General features: G+C 70.1%; 21 protein-coding genes. 14 read left to right on the top strand and 7 right to left on the bottom strand.

The features are described 5' to 3' along the window. Positions 1-46: 46 nt before the first annotated feature. The gene (locus MO1_RS12770; RefSeq protein WP_036311468.1) at positions 47-1,507 is read right to left on the bottom strand and encodes a sugar porter family MFS transporter; all 1,461 of its coding nucleotides are present in this window, start codon (positions 1,505-1,507) and stop codon (positions 47-49) included. A 125-nt stretch (positions 1,508-1,632) separates the two neighbouring features. Between MO1_RS12770 and MO1_RS12765 the strand changes: the two genes are divergently transcribed. Then, positions 1,633-2,388, top strand: coding sequence for a hypothetical protein (locus tag MO1_RS12765; RefSeq protein WP_036311470.1), 756 nt, complete (start codon positions 1,633-1,635; stop codon positions 2,386-2,388). Between the two features lie 7 nt (positions 2,389-2,395). Here MO1_RS12765 and MO1_RS12760 read toward each other — a convergent pair whose 3' ends face one another. Further along, a complete protein-coding gene (locus MO1_RS12760) occupies positions 2,396-2,827 on the bottom strand; it encodes a hypothetical protein (protein WP_036311472.1) in 432 nt (143 codons plus the stop codon). A 454-nt stretch (positions 2,828-3,281) separates the two neighbouring features. On the opposite strand from MO1_RS12760, the gene MO1_RS12755 reads away from it, so the two are divergent. After that, positions 3,282-3,860, top strand: coding sequence for an NAD(P)H-dependent oxidoreductase (locus MO1_RS12755; protein WP_060916219.1), 579 nt, complete (start codon positions 3,282-3,284; stop codon positions 3,858-3,860). A gap of 18 nt (positions 3,861-3,878) precedes the next feature. On the opposite strand, the gene MO1_RS12750 is transcribed toward MO1_RS12755, so the two are convergent. Both MO1_RS12750 and MO1_RS12745 read right to left on the bottom strand, forming a co-directional pair. Next, positions 3,879-5,288: a carboxylesterase/lipase family protein gene (locus MO1_RS12750; RefSeq protein WP_060916218.1), complete on the bottom strand. Its 1,410-nt coding sequence runs from the start codon at positions 5,286-5,288 to the stop codon at positions 3,879-3,881. A 194-nt stretch (positions 5,289-5,482) separates the two neighbouring features. After that, positions 5,483-6,226: a PepSY domain-containing protein gene (locus MO1_RS12745; RefSeq protein ID WP_036311478.1), complete on the bottom strand. Its 744-nt coding sequence runs from the start codon at positions 6,224-6,226 to the stop codon at positions 5,483-5,485. Positions 6,227-6,322: 96 nt separating this feature from the next. Between MO1_RS12745 and MO1_RS12740 the strand changes: the two genes are divergently transcribed. Further along, on the top strand, positions 6,323-6,835 hold the full coding sequence (locus tag MO1_RS12740) for an ASCH domain-containing protein (protein WP_036311480.1): 513 nt from the start codon (positions 6,323-6,325) through the stop codon (positions 6,833-6,835). A 12-nt stretch (positions 6,836-6,847) separates the two neighbouring features. Here the strand turns inward: MO1_RS12740 and MO1_RS12735 are convergent, their stop codons facing one another. Further along, a complete protein-coding gene (locus MO1_RS12735; RefSeq protein ID WP_060916217.1) occupies positions 6,848-8,152 on the bottom strand; it encodes a sensor histidine kinase in 1,305 nt (434 codons plus the stop codon). A gap of 4 nt (positions 8,153-8,156) precedes the next feature. Beyond that, a complete protein-coding gene (locus MO1_RS12730; protein ID WP_036311483.1) occupies positions 8,157-8,834 on the bottom strand; it encodes a response regulator transcription factor in 678 nt (225 codons plus the stop codon). Between the two features lie 144 nt (positions 8,835-8,978). Here MO1_RS12730 and MO1_RS12725 point away from each other — a divergent pair, with 144 nt between their 5' ends. The 6 genes from MO1_RS12725 (at position 8,979) to MO1_RS12700 (ending at position 14,211) form a co-directional block, all read left to right on the top strand. After that, positions 8,979-10,118, top strand: coding sequence for a thiamine pyrophosphate-dependent dehydrogenase E1 component subunit alpha (locus tag MO1_RS12725; protein WP_060916216.1), 1,140 nt, complete (start codon positions 8,979-8,981; stop codon positions 10,116-10,118). After that, on the top strand, positions 10,115-11,098 hold the full coding sequence (locus MO1_RS12720) for an alpha-ketoacid dehydrogenase subunit beta (protein ID WP_036311487.1): 984 nt from the start codon (positions 10,115-10,117) through the stop codon (positions 11,096-11,098). Before MO1_RS12725 ends, MO1_RS12720 begins: the two co-directional genes overlap by 4 nt. A gap of 125 nt (positions 11,099-11,223) precedes the next feature. After that, positions 11,224-12,558, top strand: a complete 1,335-nt coding sequence (locus MO1_RS12715) for a dihydrolipoamide acetyltransferase family protein (RefSeq protein ID WP_036311491.1) — start codon at positions 11,224-11,226, stop codon at positions 12,556-12,558. 56 nt (positions 12,559-12,614) lie between these two features. Next, entirely contained in the window at positions 12,615-13,208 is a 594-nt protein-coding gene (locus MO1_RS12710; protein ID WP_036311493.1) for a molybdopterin-dependent oxidoreductase, read from the top strand. Then, positions 13,205-13,939, top strand: a complete 735-nt coding sequence (locus MO1_RS12705; protein ID WP_157526437.1) for an FAD-binding oxidoreductase — start codon at positions 13,205-13,207, stop codon at positions 13,937-13,939. Before MO1_RS12710 ends, MO1_RS12705 begins: the two co-directional genes overlap by 4 nt. Beyond that, positions 13,936-14,211: a DUF6510 family protein gene (locus MO1_RS12700; protein ID WP_060916215.1), complete on the top strand. Its 276-nt coding sequence runs from the start codon at positions 13,936-13,938 to the stop codon at positions 14,209-14,211. Before MO1_RS12705 ends, MO1_RS12700 begins: the two co-directional genes overlap by 4 nt. An 83-nt stretch (positions 14,212-14,294) precedes the next feature. On the opposite strand, the gene MO1_RS12695 is transcribed toward MO1_RS12700, so the two are convergent. Next, positions 14,295-14,723: a BLUF domain-containing protein gene (locus MO1_RS12695; protein WP_036311720.1), complete on the bottom strand. Its 429-nt coding sequence runs from the start codon at positions 14,721-14,723 to the stop codon at positions 14,295-14,297. A gap of 184 nt (positions 14,724-14,907) precedes the next feature. Between MO1_RS12695 and MO1_RS12690 the strand changes: the two genes are divergently transcribed. Genes MO1_RS12690 through MO1_RS12670 form a run of 5 tightly spaced genes read left to right on the top strand, consistent with a single transcriptional unit; the run spans position 14,908 to position 19,034 of the window. Beyond that, on the top strand, positions 14,908-15,858 hold the full coding sequence (locus tag MO1_RS12690) for a metal ABC transporter substrate-binding protein (protein WP_255209274.1): 951 nt from the start codon (positions 14,908-14,910) through the stop codon (positions 15,856-15,858). Next, positions 15,855-16,667, top strand: a complete 813-nt coding sequence (locus MO1_RS12685) for a metal ABC transporter ATP-binding protein (protein WP_060916214.1) — start codon at positions 15,855-15,857, stop codon at positions 16,665-16,667. The genes MO1_RS12690 and MO1_RS12685 overlap by 4 nt, the downstream gene beginning before the upstream one ends. After that, on the top strand, positions 16,664-17,563 hold the full coding sequence (locus tag MO1_RS12680) for a metal ABC transporter permease (RefSeq protein WP_060916213.1): 900 nt from the start codon (positions 16,664-16,666) through the stop codon (positions 17,561-17,563). The genes MO1_RS12685 and MO1_RS12680 overlap by 4 nt, the downstream gene beginning before the upstream one ends. A gap of 9 nt (positions 17,564-17,572) precedes the next feature. Next, positions 17,573-18,013, top strand: coding sequence for a Fur family transcriptional regulator (locus tag MO1_RS12675; protein ID WP_060916212.1), 441 nt, complete (start codon positions 17,573-17,575; stop codon positions 18,011-18,013). After that, entirely contained in the window at positions 18,003-19,034 is a 1,032-nt protein-coding gene (locus MO1_RS12670; RefSeq protein ID WP_060916211.1) for a permease, read from the top strand. The genes MO1_RS12675 and MO1_RS12670 overlap by 11 nt, the downstream gene beginning before the upstream one ends. Positions 19,035-19,036: the final 2 nt, after the last annotated feature.

The following is a 19,036-nucleotide window of genomic DNA, read 5'->3' as shown; positions in this document are numbered from 1 at the left end:
TGCGGTCGGTCGGGCGACGATACGCGCCCCCGGAACCGGTGCCGAATCAGCGCGGCGCCTTGTCCTTCTGCTTGCGGACGAACAGCGTCTCGGTCTGCTCGAGCGCCATGCCCTTCGTCTCGGGCACCCGGAAGGCGACGTAGACGAACGACAGCCCCGCGAACAGGGCGTACATGCCGTAGGTGAGCGGCAGCGACCAGCCCGACATCGCCGGGAACGAGACGGTGATGAGGAAGTTGGCGATCCACTGCGCGGCGGCAGCCACGCCGAGTGCCTTACCGCGGATGCGGCTGGGGAAGATCTCGCCGAGGAGCACCCAGACGAGCGGCCCCCACGAGGCGCCGAATCCGACGACGAACAGGTTCGCCGCGACGAGCGCGATCGGGCCCCATGCACCGGGGAGCGAGACCTCGCCGTCGACCGTGACCGAGAATGCGAAGGCCAGGGCCATGGTCGCGAGCGACAGGGTCATGAGGACCGAACCGGTCAGCAGGATCGGCTTGCGGCCGACCCGGTCGACGAGCCAGATCGCGATGAGGGTGACGACGACGTTGGTGATCGAGGTGATGACGCTGATCGTCAGCGAGTTGCTCTCGTCGAAACCGACGGCCTTCCAGAGGGTCGTGGAGTAGTAGAAGATCACGTTGATGCCGACGAACTGCTGGAACGTCGACAGGATGATGCCGACCCAGACGATCCCCTGCAGGCCGAGGACGGGTCCGCGGAGCGACGCGCTCTTGCTCTTGCGGTCCTCGTCGATCGCCGAGCGGATCTCGTTGACGGACTTGTCGAGGTCGGCCTCGGGGACGAGTCGGGAGAAGACCTCGCGGGCCTCGTCGTTGCGCCCCTTCGCGAGGAGGAAGCGCGGCGACTCGGGCATCGTGAAGGCGAGGATGCCGTAGACCGCCGCCGGGACGATGCCGACGAGGAACATCCAGCGCCAGGCCTCGAGTCCCAGCCACAGCTGCTCGGAGGCGCCGCCCGCGCTGTTGGCGAGGACAGCGTCGGAAAGGAGGGCCGCGAAGATACCGAGGGTGATCGCAAGCTGCTGCAGCGAGGCGAGGCTGCCGCGGATCTGTCGCGGCGCGATCTCCGCGATGTAGGCGGGGGCGACGACCGAGGCGATGCCGATGCCGATGCCGCCGATGACGCGCCAGACGATGAGGTCCGGGACGCTGAAGGTCAGACCCGACCCGATCGAGGACACGAGGAACATGACGGCGCCGAGCATCATCGTCTTGAGGCGGCCCCAGCGGTCGGAGAGGGTGCCGGCCAGGATGGCGCCGACGGCACAGCCGAGGAGCGCCACGGCCACGACGAAGCCCGTGAGCACCTTGTCGAGCTCGTAATTGCCCTCGATCGCGTCGACAGCACCGTTGATCACGGACGAGTCGAAGCCGAACAGGAAGCCACCGACCGCCGCGGCTATCGAGAGCCCGATCGCTCGCCGCCCGTAAGGGCTTTTGATCGAGAATGCGTCCGCGGGAATCGTGCCGGTAGTGCTCATGAGGGACGACGTTACCCCTGCCCGCGGAGGTCGAGGGTGGACTTGCGCGAGTCGCAAAATGGAGTAATGGACGGCCTCGACGGCCCTGCGAAGGTCACGGATGCCCGGTGTGCCACGATGCTCGAATGGGGATTCCGATCAGTGACGAACTCCGCGCGCTGCGCGCCCGCGCGTACAGCCCGGCCGCCGACATCCACCTCGATCCGGAGGCGATGCGCCGGTTGGCGGAACTCGAGGAGGCGGGACGGCGCACGGCCGTGGAGGAGGCCCCGGTGCTGCCTCCCGTCGACGAACCCGCCCCCGACCAGGATGCCGCTGCGTCACCGAGCGAGCCCGATGTCGTCCCGCCTGCGGAAGTCGAGCCGACCTTCTGGCGTCGCCCGCGGGTCCGCACCGCGGTGTGGACCGCGGCCGTGGTCATTGCCGCCCTGTTCGGTGCAGGCCTCACCTACTCCGTGGTCGCGGTGGCACCGGTGTCGACATCGTCGGGTGCCGAGCAGATCGAGACCCTGAGCCCGATTGCGACACCGCAGATCCCACCCGGGTACTTCGGATGGGAGGAGGACGGGCTTGCGTTCCAGTACGAGGGCTTCACCGTCGTCCGGACGACGTACGGCTTCTACAGCGGCAGTGCCGAGGGCGGATCGTGCATCCAGGTTTTCGAGACCCGGCTGATCCCGGATTCGCAGGAATTCAACGACGCTGACGGCTGGTCCTACGACGGGAACATCTGGGGTGGTTGCGCGGTCGGCGCCTTCCCTGCGTCGGCGGCTGTTCCTCTGACCGGCGAAGGCGCTCCTGAGGCGGACCTCCCCGACGGCCGCGCGATCCAGTTCGTCCTCGACGGCGACCGCGTGGGGGTCTTCCTCGACAAGGGCTGACGGGCGATCACGAGGACAGGCGGCGATACGCGTCGCCGAGCCAGCGGTCGTAGGCTGCCCACGGCTCGCCGATCCGAGCGCGCACGGCGTCGACGTGCGCGATGAGCGGGCCGGTGAGGGTGAACCACTCGCCGCCCTCGCGCAGGTCGGCGAACTCGACGTGGCGCTCGTGCTCCAGGTGTCGATCGCCGGGTTCGAAGGCGAGCAGCTCGTCGTGCATGATGGCGGCCAGCCGGCGACGCGGCGTCGCCGACGTTCCGATCTTCACGCGGTCGCGATAGCGGAGGTAGTAGACGACGTCGATGTGCGGGCGCGGGAGGTCGGCGTCGGGTGCGTCTCCGAGCCGCCACCCGCATCGGTTGCAGTACCAGGCGTCGCCCCGCCTCGCGCCGGAGTCGCCCCGGCAGACGCGGCATGGTGAGGGGAGGGAGTCGGGCACCCCGTCATCCTCACGCCTGCCACGGACACGGGTGAGTCCCCGGGCCGGAGCTGCGGGGGGAGGGCGGCTCGACGGTCCGGGGCTCTCGGATGCATCGCCGTGATGAACGGGTCTGCGATTCCGCACCGACACCCGGGGCTGGGTTGCCGGGAACGATACGCCGGTCATCCTGACGACGGAAGCCCCGGAAATAACGGACCCGGCTGGAGTGGAGTCTCCCCCAGACCCCAGCCGGGTCGTCGCGCTGTAGCGTGGCCCGCACGCGGGAACGCCTGGAATCCCCCAGAAACCAGCCGGGTGCGGGCAATCCAGCTCCCCAACTGTTGGTCTACAGCAACGCACAATCTATGCGCTCCCACGTCCTTTCTTGTCCCCCTTTCGGGGGACAAGCGCGATGTGCTACAACCTTCCCCCCACATCTTTCTCCGCCCTCCGATCGGTGAAGAATGGGAGGATGTCCATGCTGATCGTCGTCGCCCACCCCGATCCGTCGTCCCTCACCCATCGCGTCGCCGAGCGGCTCGCGGCCGCCTTGCCGCCCGATCAGGTCGAGTTCGCCGACCTCGCTGCCGAGGGCTTCGACCCCCGGTTCACCCTCGGCGATCGGCACTCCTATCGCGTCGCGGGCGAGTACCCCGACGATGTCGTCGCCGAGATCGCCCGCATCGAGCGCGCGGAACAGCTCGTTCTGGTGTTCCCCGTGTTCTGGTGGTCGATGCCGGCGCTCCTGAAGGGGTGGATCGATCGCGTGTTCACGAACGGATGGGCCTTCGGCGTCGGGGAGGGAAGCGGTATCCGTCCGGGACTCGGTCATCTGACGGCGCACCTGGTACTCCTCGCCGGATCGGACGCGCCTCTCTATGAACGCCGCGGGTACGACGTCTCGCTCGAGACGCAGATCGGCACCGGCATCCTCGACTACTGCGGCATCCAGCGCGGCGTGACGGAGTTCGTGTACGACGCGGATGCCGGGGCGACAGCGGCTGACATCGATGCCGTGGTCGAGCGGGTCGCGACGGCCATCCGCGGCTGAGCGACCGGCGGCATCCGCTCAGCGGAACGCGTCGACGACCTCGGGACGGCGCTGCGGCGTCGTTTCCGACACCTCATCGAACACGCGTGTCGTGCGAGACCCACCGAACGGCGCCCAGCCAGGGTCGCCCGTCCGGATGAAAGACACCCACGCGCTGTGCATTTCGTCGGCGAGGGTCTGCGGAGCACCGGTTCCGGAAAGCGACTCCGCGTCGGGGCCGTTCACACGACCGAACGCGAACGCGATCTCGACGGCGTGCGCCGCGAGAAGGCCGCGGACTGGACTTCGCCAGGCGAACTCGTAGACGAATGTCCGATCCGGTCGGGCGTTCGCGACGCGGGTCGCCGGTGCGCGGAGGATCTTGTCGCTCAGGGCCTGGCCGAGCGCCTCCGCACCGCGGAACCCTGCGGCCCGCGCTGAGCGCATCGCTCCAACCGGGATCCGCGCGAGCAGGGCGAGGCCGGCCACCTTGACGGGCCCGAGTTCGGCGATCGCAGTGGGGCTCAGCCACAGCCGATACTCGTCCGTGTTGGTTCCGATGAGGACCGGAGCCGCGGCATCCGTGAGTGCCTCTTCCGGAGGACGGGGCACCGAATCGGGGTCGAGACTGAGCGCGAAGCCACCTGTCGGCACCGGCGATGACTTCCGCGCGATCTCCAGCCGCGCGTCGACGAGCCGCTGCGGGCTGACCGCGGCGAACGAATCGCGCGTGACCGGGATGCCGAGGTGCTTCGCGATAGCCCGGGTGACGCGGCCAGCGCGTTCCGGTGAGGACGCATCGAGCGGGCCGGACTGGATGATCGCCCCGTGGACGCGCTCACCGATGCGGGGGAGCGACACGGCGGCCGCGACGAGGGCACCCCCCGCCGACTCGCCCATCAGGGTGACCATTTCTGGATCGCCGCCGAATGCCGTGATTTCACGGTAGACCCACTCGACAGCGGCTGCGACGTCCAGGAGGCCGAGGTTCCGGGGGACGCCGTCGAGCACGGAGAACCCTTCCGCGCCGAGGCGGTAGTTCAGCGACACGAAGACGATTCCGTCTCGGGCGAAGGTCGTTCCGTCGTATCCCTCGAGGGCGGAGGTGCCACGCTCGAAGGCACCACCGTGCACCCACACCACGACGGGCGCGGACTCTGCATCGGCAGGGGCCCAGACGTTGACGGTCAGGATGTCGTCGCCCGGGATCTCGACGCTACCGAAGAGCTTCGCCGCCTCGCCCTGGTACGGGCTCTGCGGTGCGGTGGGCCCGAACGACGTCGCGTCGCGCACCCCCTCCCAGGGCAGTACCGGGACCGGCTCGGCGAAGCGGCGCGCTCCGAACGGGGGCTCCGCGTAGGGGATGCCGAGGAAGCGGCGGATCCCGTCCGTCTCGGCGCCGGCGACGGTGCCCGTCGTGAGGGTGACGTGGGGTGACAGGTCGGGCATCCGCATCCTTCCGAGACCGCGCGAGGGTGGCGCGGCATTCATCGTGGCATCCGGGCCGATGCGGCCGGGTCGACCGGGGCGCTTTCATGGCTGGATCCAACGGGATCCCCTCGGCAACTCCACCGGGAACACGCGCGGGCGCGGATCCCGAAGGAGCCGCGCCCGGAGCGAGGATGCCGCGTGGCGGCATCCGATCAGTCGTCGAGTTCGGTCGCCAGGACCTTCCCGGAAGCGTCGAGGGTGACCTCGACGATCTGGCGGTCGCCCGTGAGGATGGACACGTCGAACGGCGACCGGTTGTCGTCGTCCGCGTCGATGTCGATGACGCGTCCCGGCCGCTCGGCGAGTGCCGCGTCAACCATGGTCGAGAGCGTCTTCGCGTCGAGGACGTTCTGGGGGGCACGGTCGTCGGCCTCGGCGGGCTCGGCCTCGGCCACGACGGCGGTGCCGTCGGCGCGCACGAGCACCTCGGTCTCGGCGCCGTCGGCAGCGGTCAGTGAGACGTCCCAGCTGCCGTCGCGGTTCGCGTCGATGCCGGTCGGGGCGCCCTTCGCGACACCCTTCGCGGCGTCGGCGATCGTCGACAGGTCGCTCGCGCTCGCGGCGCCGAAGTCACCGGATGCCGTCGCGGGCACGTCGTCGTCGCTCCGGGTGTCGTCGGACACCTCGGCCGTCGAGGTGCTGCCGGTCGAGGCCACGTCGGAACGCTGGCTCGACGAGACGCTGTCCACCTGGTCGTCGCGGTCGTCCGCCAGGGCGGAGCCTGCGGCGACGCCGCCGCCGATCAGGAGGAGTGCGCCGAGCGCAGCGCCGCCTGTGACGAGGGCGGAGCGTCCACGCCGCTTCGGAGCGGCAACCGGAGCATCGGCGACGGGCGTCATCGGGACGGTCGCGTCGGTGGTGGGCGTGTGGTCGGGGGTGGTGTTGTTCTCGCTCATGACCCCAGAGTGCCGAGCGGGTACTGAAGCTGACCTGAAGCGACCTGAAGCGCCGTTCAGGTTCACTCGGATGCCGGTGGGTGCGAGGATCGTTCGATGCCAGAGAGCACCTCATCCGCCGCCCTCCCGCTCGACCGCGCCGCCGCCGATCGCATGTGGGCGGCGTACCGGGACGCCCGCCCCGAGGCCGCGGCCGCCGGACCCGAGTACACCGTCGAGCACTTCGGCGACAGTGTGCGGCTCGCGGACGAGCTGCTCGACGCCGTCCTGACGGGTCCGAAACGCGCCACCTCCGAGCTCGTCGCCGACTTCCTGGCGCGCGGCGATGTTGTTCCCCGCGTCGGCTCGCACTGGATCGCCTGCGACGGCAGCGGCACGCCCCGCATCATCATCAGGAGCACGGAACTGCGCATCGGTCCGTTCGCGAGTGCGGATGCTGCCTTCGCCGCCGACGAGGGCGAGGACGACCGGTCGCTGGAGAGCTGGCAGCGCGAGCACCGCCGCTACTTCACCCGCGTAGCCGCCGCGCGCGGCGCGACCTGGTCGGAAGCCGACGAGATCGTCTTCGAACGCTTCGCGGTGGTCTGGCCTCCGGAGCACGCCGACTGACGTCGGATCCGTTCAGTCGGATGCCGGCAGTCGCACGGTGAAGCGGGCGCCGCCCAGCGGCGACTCGCCGACCGAGACCGTGCCGCCCGAGGCTCGCACCACGCCCGCGACGATCGCGAGGCCGAGGCCGCTGCCCCCGGCATCCCGCGCCCGTCCTTCGTCGAGGCGCACGAAGCGTTCGAACACGCGCTCGCGCTCCTCGGGCGGGATGCCGTTGCCGTCGTCATCGACCGTCAGCACCGCCTGGGCGCCGTCACGGGCGACGCTGATGGCGACCCGGGATGCCGCGTGTCGGGCCGCGTTGTCGGCCAGGTTGCGGGCGATCCGACCCAGCAGACGCTCGTCGCCCGTGACCTGCACGGCGCTGATCGCGGAGCCGTCGACGGTGAGGCCCGCGGCGCGAAGGCGCGACACCTCGGCGAGGGCGAGATCGTCCAGGTCGACGGGTCCCCGGCGCTGCGAACCCTGTTCGTCGAGGCGGGTCAGCACGAGCAGGCCGTCGACGAGGTCCTGCATCCGCACGCCCTCCTCGGCGACCACCTCGGCGAGATCGTCGAGCGTCGTCGCGTCGGGGTGAGCCCGCGCGAGTTCGGCGTGCTGGCGCATGGTGGCGAGAGGCGAGCGCAGTTCGTGCGAGGCATCCGAGACGAATCGCCGCTGCGCCGTCGCGGACGCGTCGAGCCGGTCGAGCATGCGGTTCATCGTGATCGCGAGCGCCGCGATCTCGTCGCCCGACGACGGTTCGGGCACACGCCGGTCGAGCCGATCGGCGGTGATGTCGTCGACCTCACGACGGATCCGGCCGACCGGCCGCAGCGCGCGGCCGACGACCCACCAGGTGACGGCCGCGACGACGAGGACGACGAGGAGAGTGGATGCCGCGAGCAGCCACGCCACGGTGGCGAGCGTGGCGTCATCGCCGTCGACCGAGGCGGCGAGCACGATCCGGGTGTCCGCATCGTCGTCGACGTCCTCCACGATGATCAAGACGGGATCGCCGTCGTACGTCACGACCTGCCCCTCGCGATCGGCGGGAAGGGTGCCGTCGTCGGCGTCCTCGGAGGCGGCGACCACCCGCCCGGAGGCGTCGGCCACCTGCACGATGTCGTCGTCGAGGTCGGCGATGCCGGCAGTTCCGGATGCCTCGACCCGCTGCGCGAGCTCGGTCGCCCGGGTCTCCGCCGCGCGAGCGGTCGCATCCCGCACCTCCGAGCTGAGCACGGCGCTGAACCCGATCGACGCGAGCACCATCACGACGGCGACGATGAGGGTCGCGGCGGCCGTGATACGCGCCCGGAGGGATCTGAGCAGCGGCATCCGTTCAGCCACCGTCGGCCGCCAGCCGGTATCCGGCGCCGCGCACGGTCTCGATCGCGGTCCGCTCGAACGGCCGGTCGAGCTTGCGGCGAAGATGTCCGACGTAGACCTCGACGATGTTCGGGTCGCCGTCGAAGTCGTCGTCCCAGACGCCTGCGATGAGGTCGCGCTTGGAGACGACCTGGCCCTTATGGCGGATGAGGTGCAGGAGCACCGCGAACTCGCGCGAGGTCAGCTCGATCGGGGTGTCTCCGCGTCGCACGCGTCGCGCGGCCGGATCGACGTGCAGGTCGCCCGCCTCGAGGGCGACCGGGCGCTCAACCCCGCCGCGCCGGATGAGGGCGCGAAGCCGTGCGACGAGCACCGGGTAGGAGAAGGGCTTCGTGACGTAGTCGTCGGCCCCGGCGTCGAGGGCGTCGACCTGGTCCCACTCGCCGTCCTTCGCCGTGAGCATGAGGACGGGCGTCCAGTTCTCCTCCGCGCGGAGCGCTTCGCAGACCTTCCAGCCGCTCATCCCCGGCATCATCAGGTCGAGCACGATCGCGTCGTAGGTCGTCTCGCGGGCGCGCCAGAGTCCGTCGACGCCGTTGTGCGCGACGTCGACCGCGAACCCCTCAGCCTCGAGGCCTCGTCGCACGCCGTCGGCCAGGCGCACCTCATCGTCGACCACCAGAACTCGCATGCGCCCAGTGTGTCGTGCCCACGCTGAAGCGGCGCTGAAGCGGGCCTCTCGCCTGCCGCTGTTGTCCCGACCGCACCGCGAATCGCGGCATCCGTTGTCGACCTCATGCAGAACGGGGGATGCGTCGGGGTTTAGCGTGGGAGGGTGACCCCCTCGTTCGAGGCTCCGGCCGAAGCATCCGACGTCGTCCGCGTCCTCGCCGCCGACGGTTCGTACGCCCCCTCCCCGACGGCGGAGCGCTACCTCCCGCTGATCGACGCGCTCACCGACGCTGAGCTCGAGACGTTCTACCGCGACATGGTCGTGGTGCGCGCCTTCGACCGGCAGGCGACCAACCTGCAGCGGCAGGGCCAGCTCGCGCTGTGGCCGCCGTCCCTCGGGCAGGAAGCAGCGCAGGTCGGCTCGGTGCGGGCCGCCCGCACCCACGACCACGTCTTCCCGTCGTACCGCGAGCACGTCGTCGTGACGACCCGCGGTGTCGATCCGATCGACATCATCCGACTGATGCGCGGCCTCACGCACGGCGGCTGGAATCCGGCCGATCACCAGAACACGCATCTCTACACACTCGTCCTCGGGGCGCAGGCCCTGCACGCGACGGGCCTCGGCATGGGCCTCGTCTTCGACGGACGCACCGGCACCGGTGACCCCGAGAAGGATGAGGCGGTCATCGTCTATTACGGCGACGGCGCCTCCAGCCAGGGCGACGTCCACGAGGCGATGGTCTTCGCGGCGAGCTACAACACCCCGCAGGTCTTTTTCCTGCAGAACAACCACTGGGCGATCTCGGTGCCCGTCTCGACGCAGTCGCGCGTGCCGCTCGCTCGCCGCGGCGAGGGCTACGGCATCCCGTCGGTCCGCGTCGACGGCAACGATGTGCTCGCCAGCTACGCGGTCAGCAAGCTCGCGCTCGATGAGGCCCGCTCCGGCGCCGGCCCGCGTGCGATCGAGGCGCTGACCTACCGGATGGGCGCGCACACCACGAGCGACGACCCGACGAAGTACCGTACGAGCGACGAAGAGGAGTCCTGGGCCGAGCGCGACCCGATCGCGCGCATGCGGGCCTTCCTGCAGAACCGCGGCGCCTCGGCATCCTTCTTCGACGAGGTGGATGCCGCCGCCGCCGCGTACGCCGACGACGTGCGCGTGCGTACCAACGCGCTCGGCGACATCCCGACCGAGATCATGTTCGACCACGTCTACGGCGACGCCCACCCGCTCGTGCAGGAGCAGCAGCGCTGGCTCGCCGAGTACGAGGCATCCTTCGAGGAGGGGAACGCGTGAGCGACATCCAGACCCTGCCGTTCGCGAAGGCCCTGAACGCCGGCCTCCGGGCGGCGATGGCCGCGGACGACCACGTCCTGCTGATGGGCGAGGACATCGGCCCGCTCGGCGGCGTGTTCCGCGTGACCGAGGGCCTGCACGCCGAGTTCGGCTCGCAGCGCGTGCTCGACACCCCGCTCGCCGAGTCCGGCATCGTCGGCACCGCGATCGGCCTCACGATGGCCGGGTTCCGGCCCGTGATCGAGATCCAGTTCGACGGGTTCGTCTTCCCCGCCTTCGACCAGATCACGACGCAGCTCGCGAAGCTCACGAACCGTCACGAGGGCACCGCGAATTTCCCCGTCGTCATCCGCATCCCCTACGGCGGGCACATCGGCGCGGTCGAGCACCACCAGGAGAGCCCCGAGGCGTACTTCGCGCACACCCCGGGATTGCGGGTCGTCTCGCCGTCGACGCCGAACGACGCGTACTGGATGATCCAGGACGCCATCGCCTCGCCGGACCCCGTCATCTTCCTCGAGCCCAAGGCGAAGTACTGGATGAAGGGCGAAGTGGATGTCGCCGAGCGCGCTCTTCCCCTCCACGCCTCCCGCGTCGTCCGCCGCGGGACCGATGTGACCCTCGTCGGTCACGGCGCCATGGTCACGACTCTCTTGCAGGCCGCCGCGCTCGCCGAGGGCGAGGGCACCTCGTGCGAGGTCATCGACGTGCGTTCGCTCGCGCCGATCGACTACGAGCCGATCCTCGAGTCCGTCCGCCGCACCGGCCGCATGATCTACGCGCAGGAGGCGCCCGGCAACGTGTCGGTCGGCTCCGAGGTCGCGGCGACCGTCATGGAGCGGGCCTTCTACGCCCTCGAGGCACCGGTCCTCCGGGTGTCGGGCTTCGACGTGCCGTTCCCGCCCGCCAAGCTGGAGGGCCAGTTCCTCCCCGACGCGGACCGCATCCTCGAGGCCGTCGACCGCGTCCTCGCCTACTGACCCCCCGACGATGCCCCCCTACCCGCGACCCCCTCACGTCCGCGAGACTGCACATGTGCATCGAGACTGCGGTGTCACGCCGCTGTCTCGACGCGCGTCTGCAGTCTCGCGGGGATGGAGATGACATGAGCACGCAGACCTTCCACCTGCCGGACGTCGGCGAAGGACTCACCGAGGCCGAGATCGTGCAGTGGCGTGTGGCGCCCGGCGATGCGGTCGACGTCAACGACGTCCTCGTCGAGATCGAGACGGCCAAGTCCCTCGTGGAGCTGCCGTCGCCGTTCAGTGGCACGGTCGGCGACATCCTCGCCACCGAGGGCACGACCGTCGAGGTTGGCGCGGCCATCATCACGATCGCCGGGGGCGAGGGTCAGCCGGATGCCGACATCGGCCGCTCGGAGCACGGCGAGAAGCCCGCCGAGGAGCCCGGTGGCTCGGTGCTCGTCGGCTACGGCACCGGTGGCGAGGTCAAGTCGCGTCGCCGCAAGCCCGCTGAGAAGCCCGTGACCCGCGCCGTCGGCGTCGTCGCGAAGCCCCCGATCCGCAAGCTCGCCCGCGATCTGGGCGTCGATCTGGCCGACGTGTCGCCGAGCGGCACCGCCGGTGAGGTCACCCGCGAGGACGTCGTCCGCCACGCCGAGCAGGCGTCGGTGTTCCGCAACATCGCGACCCCCGATCTCCCCGAGGAGCGGGAGATGTCGATCCCGGTCGCGGCACCGGCGGCATCCGTCACCGCTCCGGCGGCCCCGCCCGCGGATGCGCGCGAAGAGGCGATCACCGTGAAGGGCGTCCGCAAGGCGACCGCCAACGCGATGACGTCGAGTGCGTACACCGCGCCGCACGTGTCGGTGTGGACCGACGTCGACGCGACCCGCACGATGGAGCTCGTGAAGCGGCTGAAGGCCTCGCCCGACTTCGCCGATGTCAAGATCTCGCCGCTGTTGATCTTCTCCCGCGCCGTCATCTGGGCCCTCCGCCGCACGCCCATGATCAACGCGGCCTGGGTCGAGACCGAGAACGGCGCCGAGATCCGCGTGCGCCACTACGTCAACCTCGGGATCGCCGCGGCGACGCCGCGCGGCCTGCTCGTCCCGAACATCAAGGACGCGCAGGACCTCAACATGCGCGGTCTCGCTCGTGCGCTCGAGAAGCTCACCGCCACGGCGCGCGACGGCAAGACGACCCCCGCCGACCAGCAGGGCGGCACGTTCACGATCACGAACATCGGCGTCTTCGGGATGGATGCCGGGACCCCGATCATCAATCCGGGCGAATCCGGCATCATCGCGATGGGCACGATCCGGCAGAAGCCGTGGGTCGTCGACGGCGAGGTGCGCCCCCGGTTCGTGACGACCGTGTCGGGATCGTTCGACCATCGCGTCATCGACGGCGACGGCATCAGCCGCTTCATCGCCGACGTCGCGTCGGTGCTCGAGGAGCCGGCGCTCCTGCTCGACTGAACGCGCTGCTCGCGCCGTCGTTGACGAGACGATGCCGGACGCGGTAGAGATCTCCCATGGCGATCATCAATCGCGGGTTCGGCGGTCGGCGCGGCACGAGCGATCCGCGGCTGCCGCCGGGTCAGACCCTCGTCGACGACTGGCCCGTTCTCACCGCCGGCCCGACTCCGGACATCTCCACGGACGAGTGGTCGTTCACGATCACCACCGAGGCGGGCGTCCAGCATCGCTGGGACTGGACGACCCTCCACGACGCGGGCGCGGAGGACATCGTCACCGACATCCACTGCGTCACCCACTGGTCGCGCCTCGGCATGTCGTGGCGCGGTGTCTCCGTGGATCGGCTGTTCGAGGATGTCGAGACCTCCTGCGACTTCGTCATGGTGCGCACGCATGACGGGTACACCACGAATGTTCCCCTCGACGATCTGCTCGAAGGGCAGGCGTGGATCGCGACCGAGGCGGACGGTGAGCCGCTGACGGCGGAGCACGGCGGACCGGCGCGGCTGCTCGTGCCGCACCTGTACTTCTGGAAGAGCGCGAAGTGGGTCGCCGAGATGCGGATGATGCCCACCGACGAGCCGGGATTCTGGGAGCAGAACGGCTACCACCTCCGCGGCGATCCGTGGCGCGAGGAACGCTACTGGTGACGGAACGGTTCCGAGCGGGCTGGCACGTCGGCCGCGTCGCCTCGCGACGCCCGGAGGCCGCGTCGGCCGTCCGCCTCGCGATCGACGTCCCGACGTGGCCGGGCAATCACGCCGGCTGCCATCTCGACATCCGACTGACCGCGCCCGACGGGTATCAGGCGTCGAGGTCATACTCGATCGCCTCGTCGGGACCGACCACGCAGGTCGTCCTCGCGGTCGACGAAGTCCCCTCGGGTGAGGTCTCGCCGTACCTCGTCCACGATCTGCGGGAGGGGGACGAGCTGGAGGTGCACGGACCGCTGGGTCGCTACTTCGTCTGGACGCCGGACGACGCCGACCCCGCGCCGGTGCAGCTGATCGCGGGCGGCTCCGGGGTCGTGCCCCTCTTCGCGATGGCGTCAGCGCGGGAGCAGGAGTTGCAGGGGGCGGACTTCCGGCTCCTGTATTCGGTGCGGACGCCTGACGACGTCTTCTTCGCCGACGGCCTCGCAGCGCTGGCGAAGACGCGGGTCGACATGGTCTACACGCGTCGCTCCGCGGCCGGGGCACCGCGTCGCCCCGGCCGACTGACCCGGGAGTCACTCGCCGAGCTGACCTTCCCTGCTGAAGCGGTCCCGCGCATCTTCGTATGCGGACCCACGCCGTTCGTGGAGACCGTCTCGGGTTGGCTCTCGGAGCTCGGTCATGACCCCGCGCGGATACGGGCCGAGCGCTTCGGAGGCAGCGGATGACGCACGTGGACGGGAACGCACTCGCCGGGACGCTCGTCGACGTCCTGGGCATCGACTCGACCGACGCGACCGGCGAATGCTCGGGATGCCGCCACCGGTCCGAGCTCGCGAGGGCGCACGCCTATGTGACGGCGATGGGTGTCGTCGCCCGCTGCGAGGCCTGCCACGGGGTGCTCGCGGTCGTCGTCCGCACGCCGCGTGACGTGATCATCAACCTTTCGGGGCTGGCGTTCGTGTCCATCGCCCGCTCCGCCCTCCCGCGGGACTCGTAGCGGCCGGCGAGGAGAACCTCCCGCAGTTGACACGACGAGGGCGGGCGGCGGGTGGTATCGCAGCTGCGATGGCTCGCGGCTCGTCAGATGCGGTCCGCGCCCGCCTGGTCCCTGAACCAGCCGCCGAGGGCGTCGGCCGACTCGCGCGTCGACGCCTCGTCGGTCGCCGTCTGGATCGACGCCATGGCGTCGTCGGAACCGTCCCCAGGGGTGGTCGGCTCGTAGCCCATCGACCACGTCGAGTATTTGCGTTCCGTCGCCGGCTCGTCGAGTAGGACGCGGACGTCGGTGTGGCGGGGGTCGCGGCCGATGCGCTCCAAGAGAGCGCGGACTGCGGCATCCGGTCCTTCGAGGATCTGGATGAAGTCGGGGTCGCTGTAGACGAGCATGCCCGTGATGCCGTCGCGCGAGTTGTTCGCCCGGCTCTCGGTGAGGAGTTCGACCAGGCGCGCGTGATCGAAGGGATCCGCCGCGCGGCTCGCGTAAGCGATGAAGGTCAGCTGATCGGTCACGCTGGAGCTCCCCGGTATGAGACGCCGGAAGGTTCGGATGCCAGCCGGTCCGATGAGAGTAACACCGGCGCAAGAGCCCATCCGCCTCTTGCGGAACCCCTGGGAGAGAGTCTGCGGTGATGTATTCGCTGTAGGTCGACCGCTGAGTTTGAGAACCGTTATCAACAGGACGTACACTCAGCGCATGACCTCTCGTGTGCCCGCTCTCCTCGCCCTCGCGGCCGGATCCGTCCTCGTCCTCGCCGGCTGCGCCACGGCGACCAGCCCTGCGGCTTCCTCCGGTGACGCGACGCCGCTGAAGGTCGTCGCGTCGACCAACGTCTACGGTTCGATCGCCGAGGCGATCGGCGGCAAGGACGTCGAGGTCACCTCGATCGTCCACTCGCTCTCGCAGGACCCGCACTCGTACGAGGCATCCGCTCGTGACCAGCTGACCATCTCCGACGCCGACCTGATCCTCGAGAACGGCGCCGGGTACGACAGTTTCCTCGACTCCCTGGTCGAGGCCAGCGGCGCGAAGGCGCCGGTCCTCACCGCCGTCGAGTACTCGCACGCCTACGAAGAGGCCGACCCGGACCACGCCGACGACCACGGTCACGGCCACATCGAGGGCTTCAACGAGCACGTCTGGTACGACCCGCACACGATGGAGGAGTTCATCACCGCGGTCGCGAAGGAGCTGGGAACGATGGATGCCGCCAAGGCCGACACGTTCACGAAGAACGCCGACACCCTCATCAAGGGCATCTCCGGTCTCGAGACCTCGCTCGACGGCCTCAAGGCGAAGTACGCCGGCGAGAAGGTCTTCGTGACCGAGCCCGTGCCCCTCTACCTGGCTGCTGCCGCCGGCCTCGAGAACGCGACCCCCGAGGCGTTCAGCGAAGCCGTCGAGGAGGGCCAGGATGTCCCGCCCGCCACGCTCCTCGAAGCGACCAAGATCCTCGAGTCCGGTGACGTCCGCACCGTCATCGTCAACGCGCAGACCGGTGGGGCTGAGACGACCGAGGTCGAGAAGCTCGCGAAGGCCAACGACATCCCGGTGCTCAAGTTCACCGAGCTGGTTCCCGATGGGCTCACCTACGTCGAGTGGATGCAGCAGAACATCGACGAGCTGGCGGGTACGCTGACCCGGTGACCCGGCCCGCAACACCTCCGCTCGAGATCCGGGGTGCCGCGCTCCGTCGCGGCGGGCGCGAGCTCTGGAGCGGACTCGACCTCACCGTCGAACCGGGCGAGCTGATCGCGGTCCTCGGGCCCAGCGGCTCGGGCAAGACGACCCTCCTCCGCGCGATCCTCGGGCTCGAGGACCTCAGCGAGGGAACGATCGAGGTCGACGGCAAGCGTGTCCACCGCGCCGGCAACCGGGGCATCGGCTACCTGCCGCAGACCCGGCCGCTCCCGCGCGACACGGCGCTCCGCGGGCGCGACCTGGTCGCCCTCGGCGTCAACGGTCACCGCTTCGGTCCGCCCATCCCGCGCCGCAAGGACCGGGAACGCGTGAACGAGCTGATCGCGGCGATCGGTGCCACCGAGTTCGCGGACCGGCCCGTCGGCATCCTGTCGGGCGGAGAGCAGCAGCGCCTGCGCGTCGGGCAGGCGCTCGCCGACGACCCCCGCCTGCTGCTGTGCGACGAACCGCTCACGAGCCTCGACCTCGCCAACCAGCAAGCCGTCGTCGGGCTCATCGACCGACACCGCCGGAGCGACGCCGCAGTGCTCCTCGTCACCCACGACATCAACCCGCTCCTCGACAAGGTCGACCGGATCCTCTACATCGTGAACGGCCGCTTCACCCTCGGCAAGCCGAAGGACGTGCTCACGTCCGAGGTGCTGACCGACCTGTACGGCGCACCGGTCTTCGTGCTCGAGGCGGGAGACCGCCTGGTCGTCGTCGGCGCCCCCGATGCCGAGGCATCCCACCATCACCACGAGGACCACGCATGAACTGGGACGACATCGCCGACGCCATGTTCGGCGGGGTGCCGGTGTACGGGCAGATCCTCGCGCTCGTGCAGAACTCGGTCTGGGCCGGCGCCATCCTCGGTCTCGTCGGCGGGCTCATCGGCGTCTTCGTGCTGCAGCGCGACATGGCGTTCGCCGTCCACGGCATCAGCGAGCTCTCGTTCGCGGGAGCGGCCGCTGCCCTCCTCGTCGGCGCCGACGTCGTCACCGGCTCGATCGTCGGCTCGATGATCGCCGCCGCCCTCATCGGATGGCTCGGTGCCCGCGCGCGGGACCGCAACTCGATCATCGGCGTCCTCATGCCGTTCGGCCTGGGCCTCGGCATCCTCTTCCTCGCGCTCTACAACGGGCGGAGCGCCAACCGGTTCAGCCTGCTGACCGGCCAGATCGTCTCGGTGCAGTCCGACCAGCTCACCTGGCTCGTCGTGATCTCGGCGATCGTGCTGGTCGCGCTGCTGATGATCTGGCGGCCCCTGAGGTTCGACTCCCTCGACCCGCAGTCCGCCGCCGCCCGCGGCGTGCCCACCGGGCTGATCTCGCTCGCCTTCATGCTGCTGCTCGGGCTCGCGGTCGCCGTCGCGGTGCACATCATCGGCGCGCTCCTCGTCCTCGCGCTGCTGGTGACGCCTGCCGCCGCAGCCGTGCGCATCGCGAACGGTCCTGTCGCGGTGCCGTTACTGGCGGCGACGTTCGGGTTCGTCTCGGCGGTCGGCGGCATCCTGCTCGCCGTCGCGGGCACCCTCCCCGTCAGCCCGTACATCACGACGATCTCGTTCGTCATCTACCTCGTCTGCCGCATCGTCGGCGACCGCCGGGGTCGGGTGCAGCGGACGGATGCCTCCCGCCGCACCCAGCCGGTCGCTAGCGTGCGCGCGTAGAATCCGGCCATGGCCCAGCGCAACACCTGGCAGCGCGAGCGCGTGCGCTCCGCACTGTCCGACGCCCCGGGATTCGTGAGCGCCCAGGATCTGCACGCCGCGCTCCGCGATGAGAACACCGGCATCGGTCTCGCGACCGTCTACCGCGCCCTCGCCACCCTCGCCGCAAGCGGAGAGGCCGACCAGCTGCAGTCGCCCGAGGGCGAAGCGATCTACCGCGCGTGCGCCAGCACCGGCCACCACCACCACCTGATCTGCCGCGTGTGCGGCAAGGCCGTCGAGATCCAGGCCGACGAGGTCGAGACCTGGGCGAAGCGCACCGCAGCGGCGAACGGATTTACCGACGCCGAGCACGTGGTCGACATCTTCGGCACCTGCGCGGAGTGCGCGGCACTCGCGACGCACGCTGCGGGGCGCGAACCCGCGGCGCCCGGGGCTCGTGCGGACTGAGGTCCGCCCCGCGGCACCTCGCTCGTCGTCCGGCCCCGTGCGGGGGTCGGCCGGCCGAGGTGCTCTCGCGCTGGGCCTCGGATTCATCGCCGTCCTCGCGCTCGTCGGGGTTGCGCTCTGGAGCCCGTCGCCGGAGCTTCCCACCCGCGCTCAGGACGGGCTGACCCTCGCGCTCAGCGTCCTCATCGAGTCGCTGCCGTTCGTCATGCTCGGCGTCATCTTGTCGATCGTCGTGCAGGTGTGGGTTCCGCCGGGCGTCATCGAACGCTGGATGCCGCGGAACCCCTGGGGTCGTCGCGCCGTCCTGTCGTTGCTCGGCATGCTCATCCCGGTGTGCGAGTGCGGCAACGTCCCGTTCGCCCGCGGGCTGATGATGCGCGGCTTCTCGGTCGCCGAGACGCTGACCTTCCTCGTCGCGGCGCCCATCGTCAACCCGATCGTCATCATCACGACCCACCAGGCGTTCGGCTTCGACGACGGCATCCTCGTCGCCCGCCTGCTCGGCGGGTACCTCATCGCGAACGTCATCGGATGGCTGTACAGCCGGCATCCCGACCCCGACGCTCTGATCACCGACCGCTTCCGCGACGCGTGCCTCGCCGAGCAGGGAGTGACCGGAGACCGCGGGCGGCGGAGCCTCGCCCAGTTCGTCGTCGAGCTGCGCGCCGTCATGCCCGCCCTCATCATCGGCTCGGCCGTCGCCGGCGCCGTCCAGGTGATCGTGCCGCGCGACGTGCTGCTGTCGATCGGCTCGAACCCGGCGCTGTCGATCGCGGCCATGATCATGCTCGCGATGATCGTGTCGATCTGCTCGAATGTCGACTCGTTCTTCGCGCTGTCGTTCGCGTCGACCTTCACGCCCGGCGCGATCGTCGCCTTCCTCCTCGTCGGGCCGCTCGTCGACGTGAAGATGCTGGCGCTCCTCCGCACCACCTTCCGCGGCCGGGTGCTCGGCGTCCTCGTGGCCGCAGTCGTCCTCGCGGCGGCGGCCATCGGAGGGGTGGTGAACCTCCTTGCGTGACA

This window comes from Microbacterium oleivorans NBRC 103075 (genome assembly GCF_001552475.1).
In the GTDB taxonomy this organism is placed as follows: domain Bacteria; phylum Actinomycetota; class Actinomycetes; order Actinomycetales; family Microbacteriaceae; genus Microbacterium; species Microbacterium oleivorans.
The sequence above is the reverse complement of the archived record's forward strand: the minus strand, read 5'-3'. Positions and strand labels throughout refer to the sequence as shown.

Coding starts and splice junctions, on each gene's coding strand:
- MO1_RS12770 (WP_036311468.1), bottom strand. CDS start 1,507: ATGAGCACTACCGGCACGATTCCCGCGGACGCATTCTCGATCAAAAGC.
- MO1_RS12765 (WP_036311470.1), top strand. CDS start 1,633: ATGGGGATTCCGATCAGTGACGAACTCCGCGCGCTGCGCGCCCGCGCG.
- MO1_RS12755 (WP_060916219.1), top strand. CDS start 3,282: ATGTCCATGCTGATCGTCGTCGCCCACCCCGATCCGTCGTCCCTCACC.
- MO1_RS12750 (WP_060916218.1), bottom strand. CDS start 5,288: ATGCCCGACCTGTCACCCCACGTCACCCTCACGACGGGCACCGTCGCC.
- MO1_RS12745 (WP_036311478.1), bottom strand. CDS start 6,226: ATGAGCGAGAACAACACCACCCCCGACCACACGCCCACCACCGACGCG.
- MO1_RS12740 (WP_036311480.1), top strand. CDS start 6,323: ATGCCAGAGAGCACCTCATCCGCCGCCCTCCCGCTCGACCGCGCCGCC.
- MO1_RS12735 (WP_060916217.1), bottom strand. CDS start 8,152: ATGCCGCTGCTCAGATCCCTCCGGGCGCGTATCACGGCCGCCGCGACC.
- MO1_RS12730 (WP_036311483.1), bottom strand. CDS start 8,834: ATGCGAGTTCTGGTGGTCGACGATGAGGTGCGCCTGGCCGACGGCGTG.
- MO1_RS12715 (WP_036311491.1), top strand. CDS start 11,224: ATGAGCACGCAGACCTTCCACCTGCCGGACGTCGGCGAAGGACTCACC.
- MO1_RS12710 (WP_036311493.1), top strand. CDS start 12,615: ATGGCGATCATCAATCGCGGGTTCGGCGGTCGGCGCGGCACGAGCGAT.
- MO1_RS12700 (WP_060916215.1), top strand. CDS start 13,936: ATGACGCACGTGGACGGGAACGCACTCGCCGGGACGCTCGTCGACGTC.
- MO1_RS12690 (WP_255209274.1), top strand. CDS start 14,908: ATGACCTCTCGTGTGCCCGCTCTCCTCGCCCTCGCGGCCGGATCCGTC.
- MO1_RS12680 (WP_060916213.1), top strand. CDS start 16,664: ATGAACTGGGACGACATCGCCGACGCCATGTTCGGCGGGGTGCCGGTG.
- MO1_RS12675 (WP_060916212.1), top strand. CDS start 17,573: ATGGCCCAGCGCAACACCTGGCAGCGCGAGCGCGTGCGCTCCGCACTG.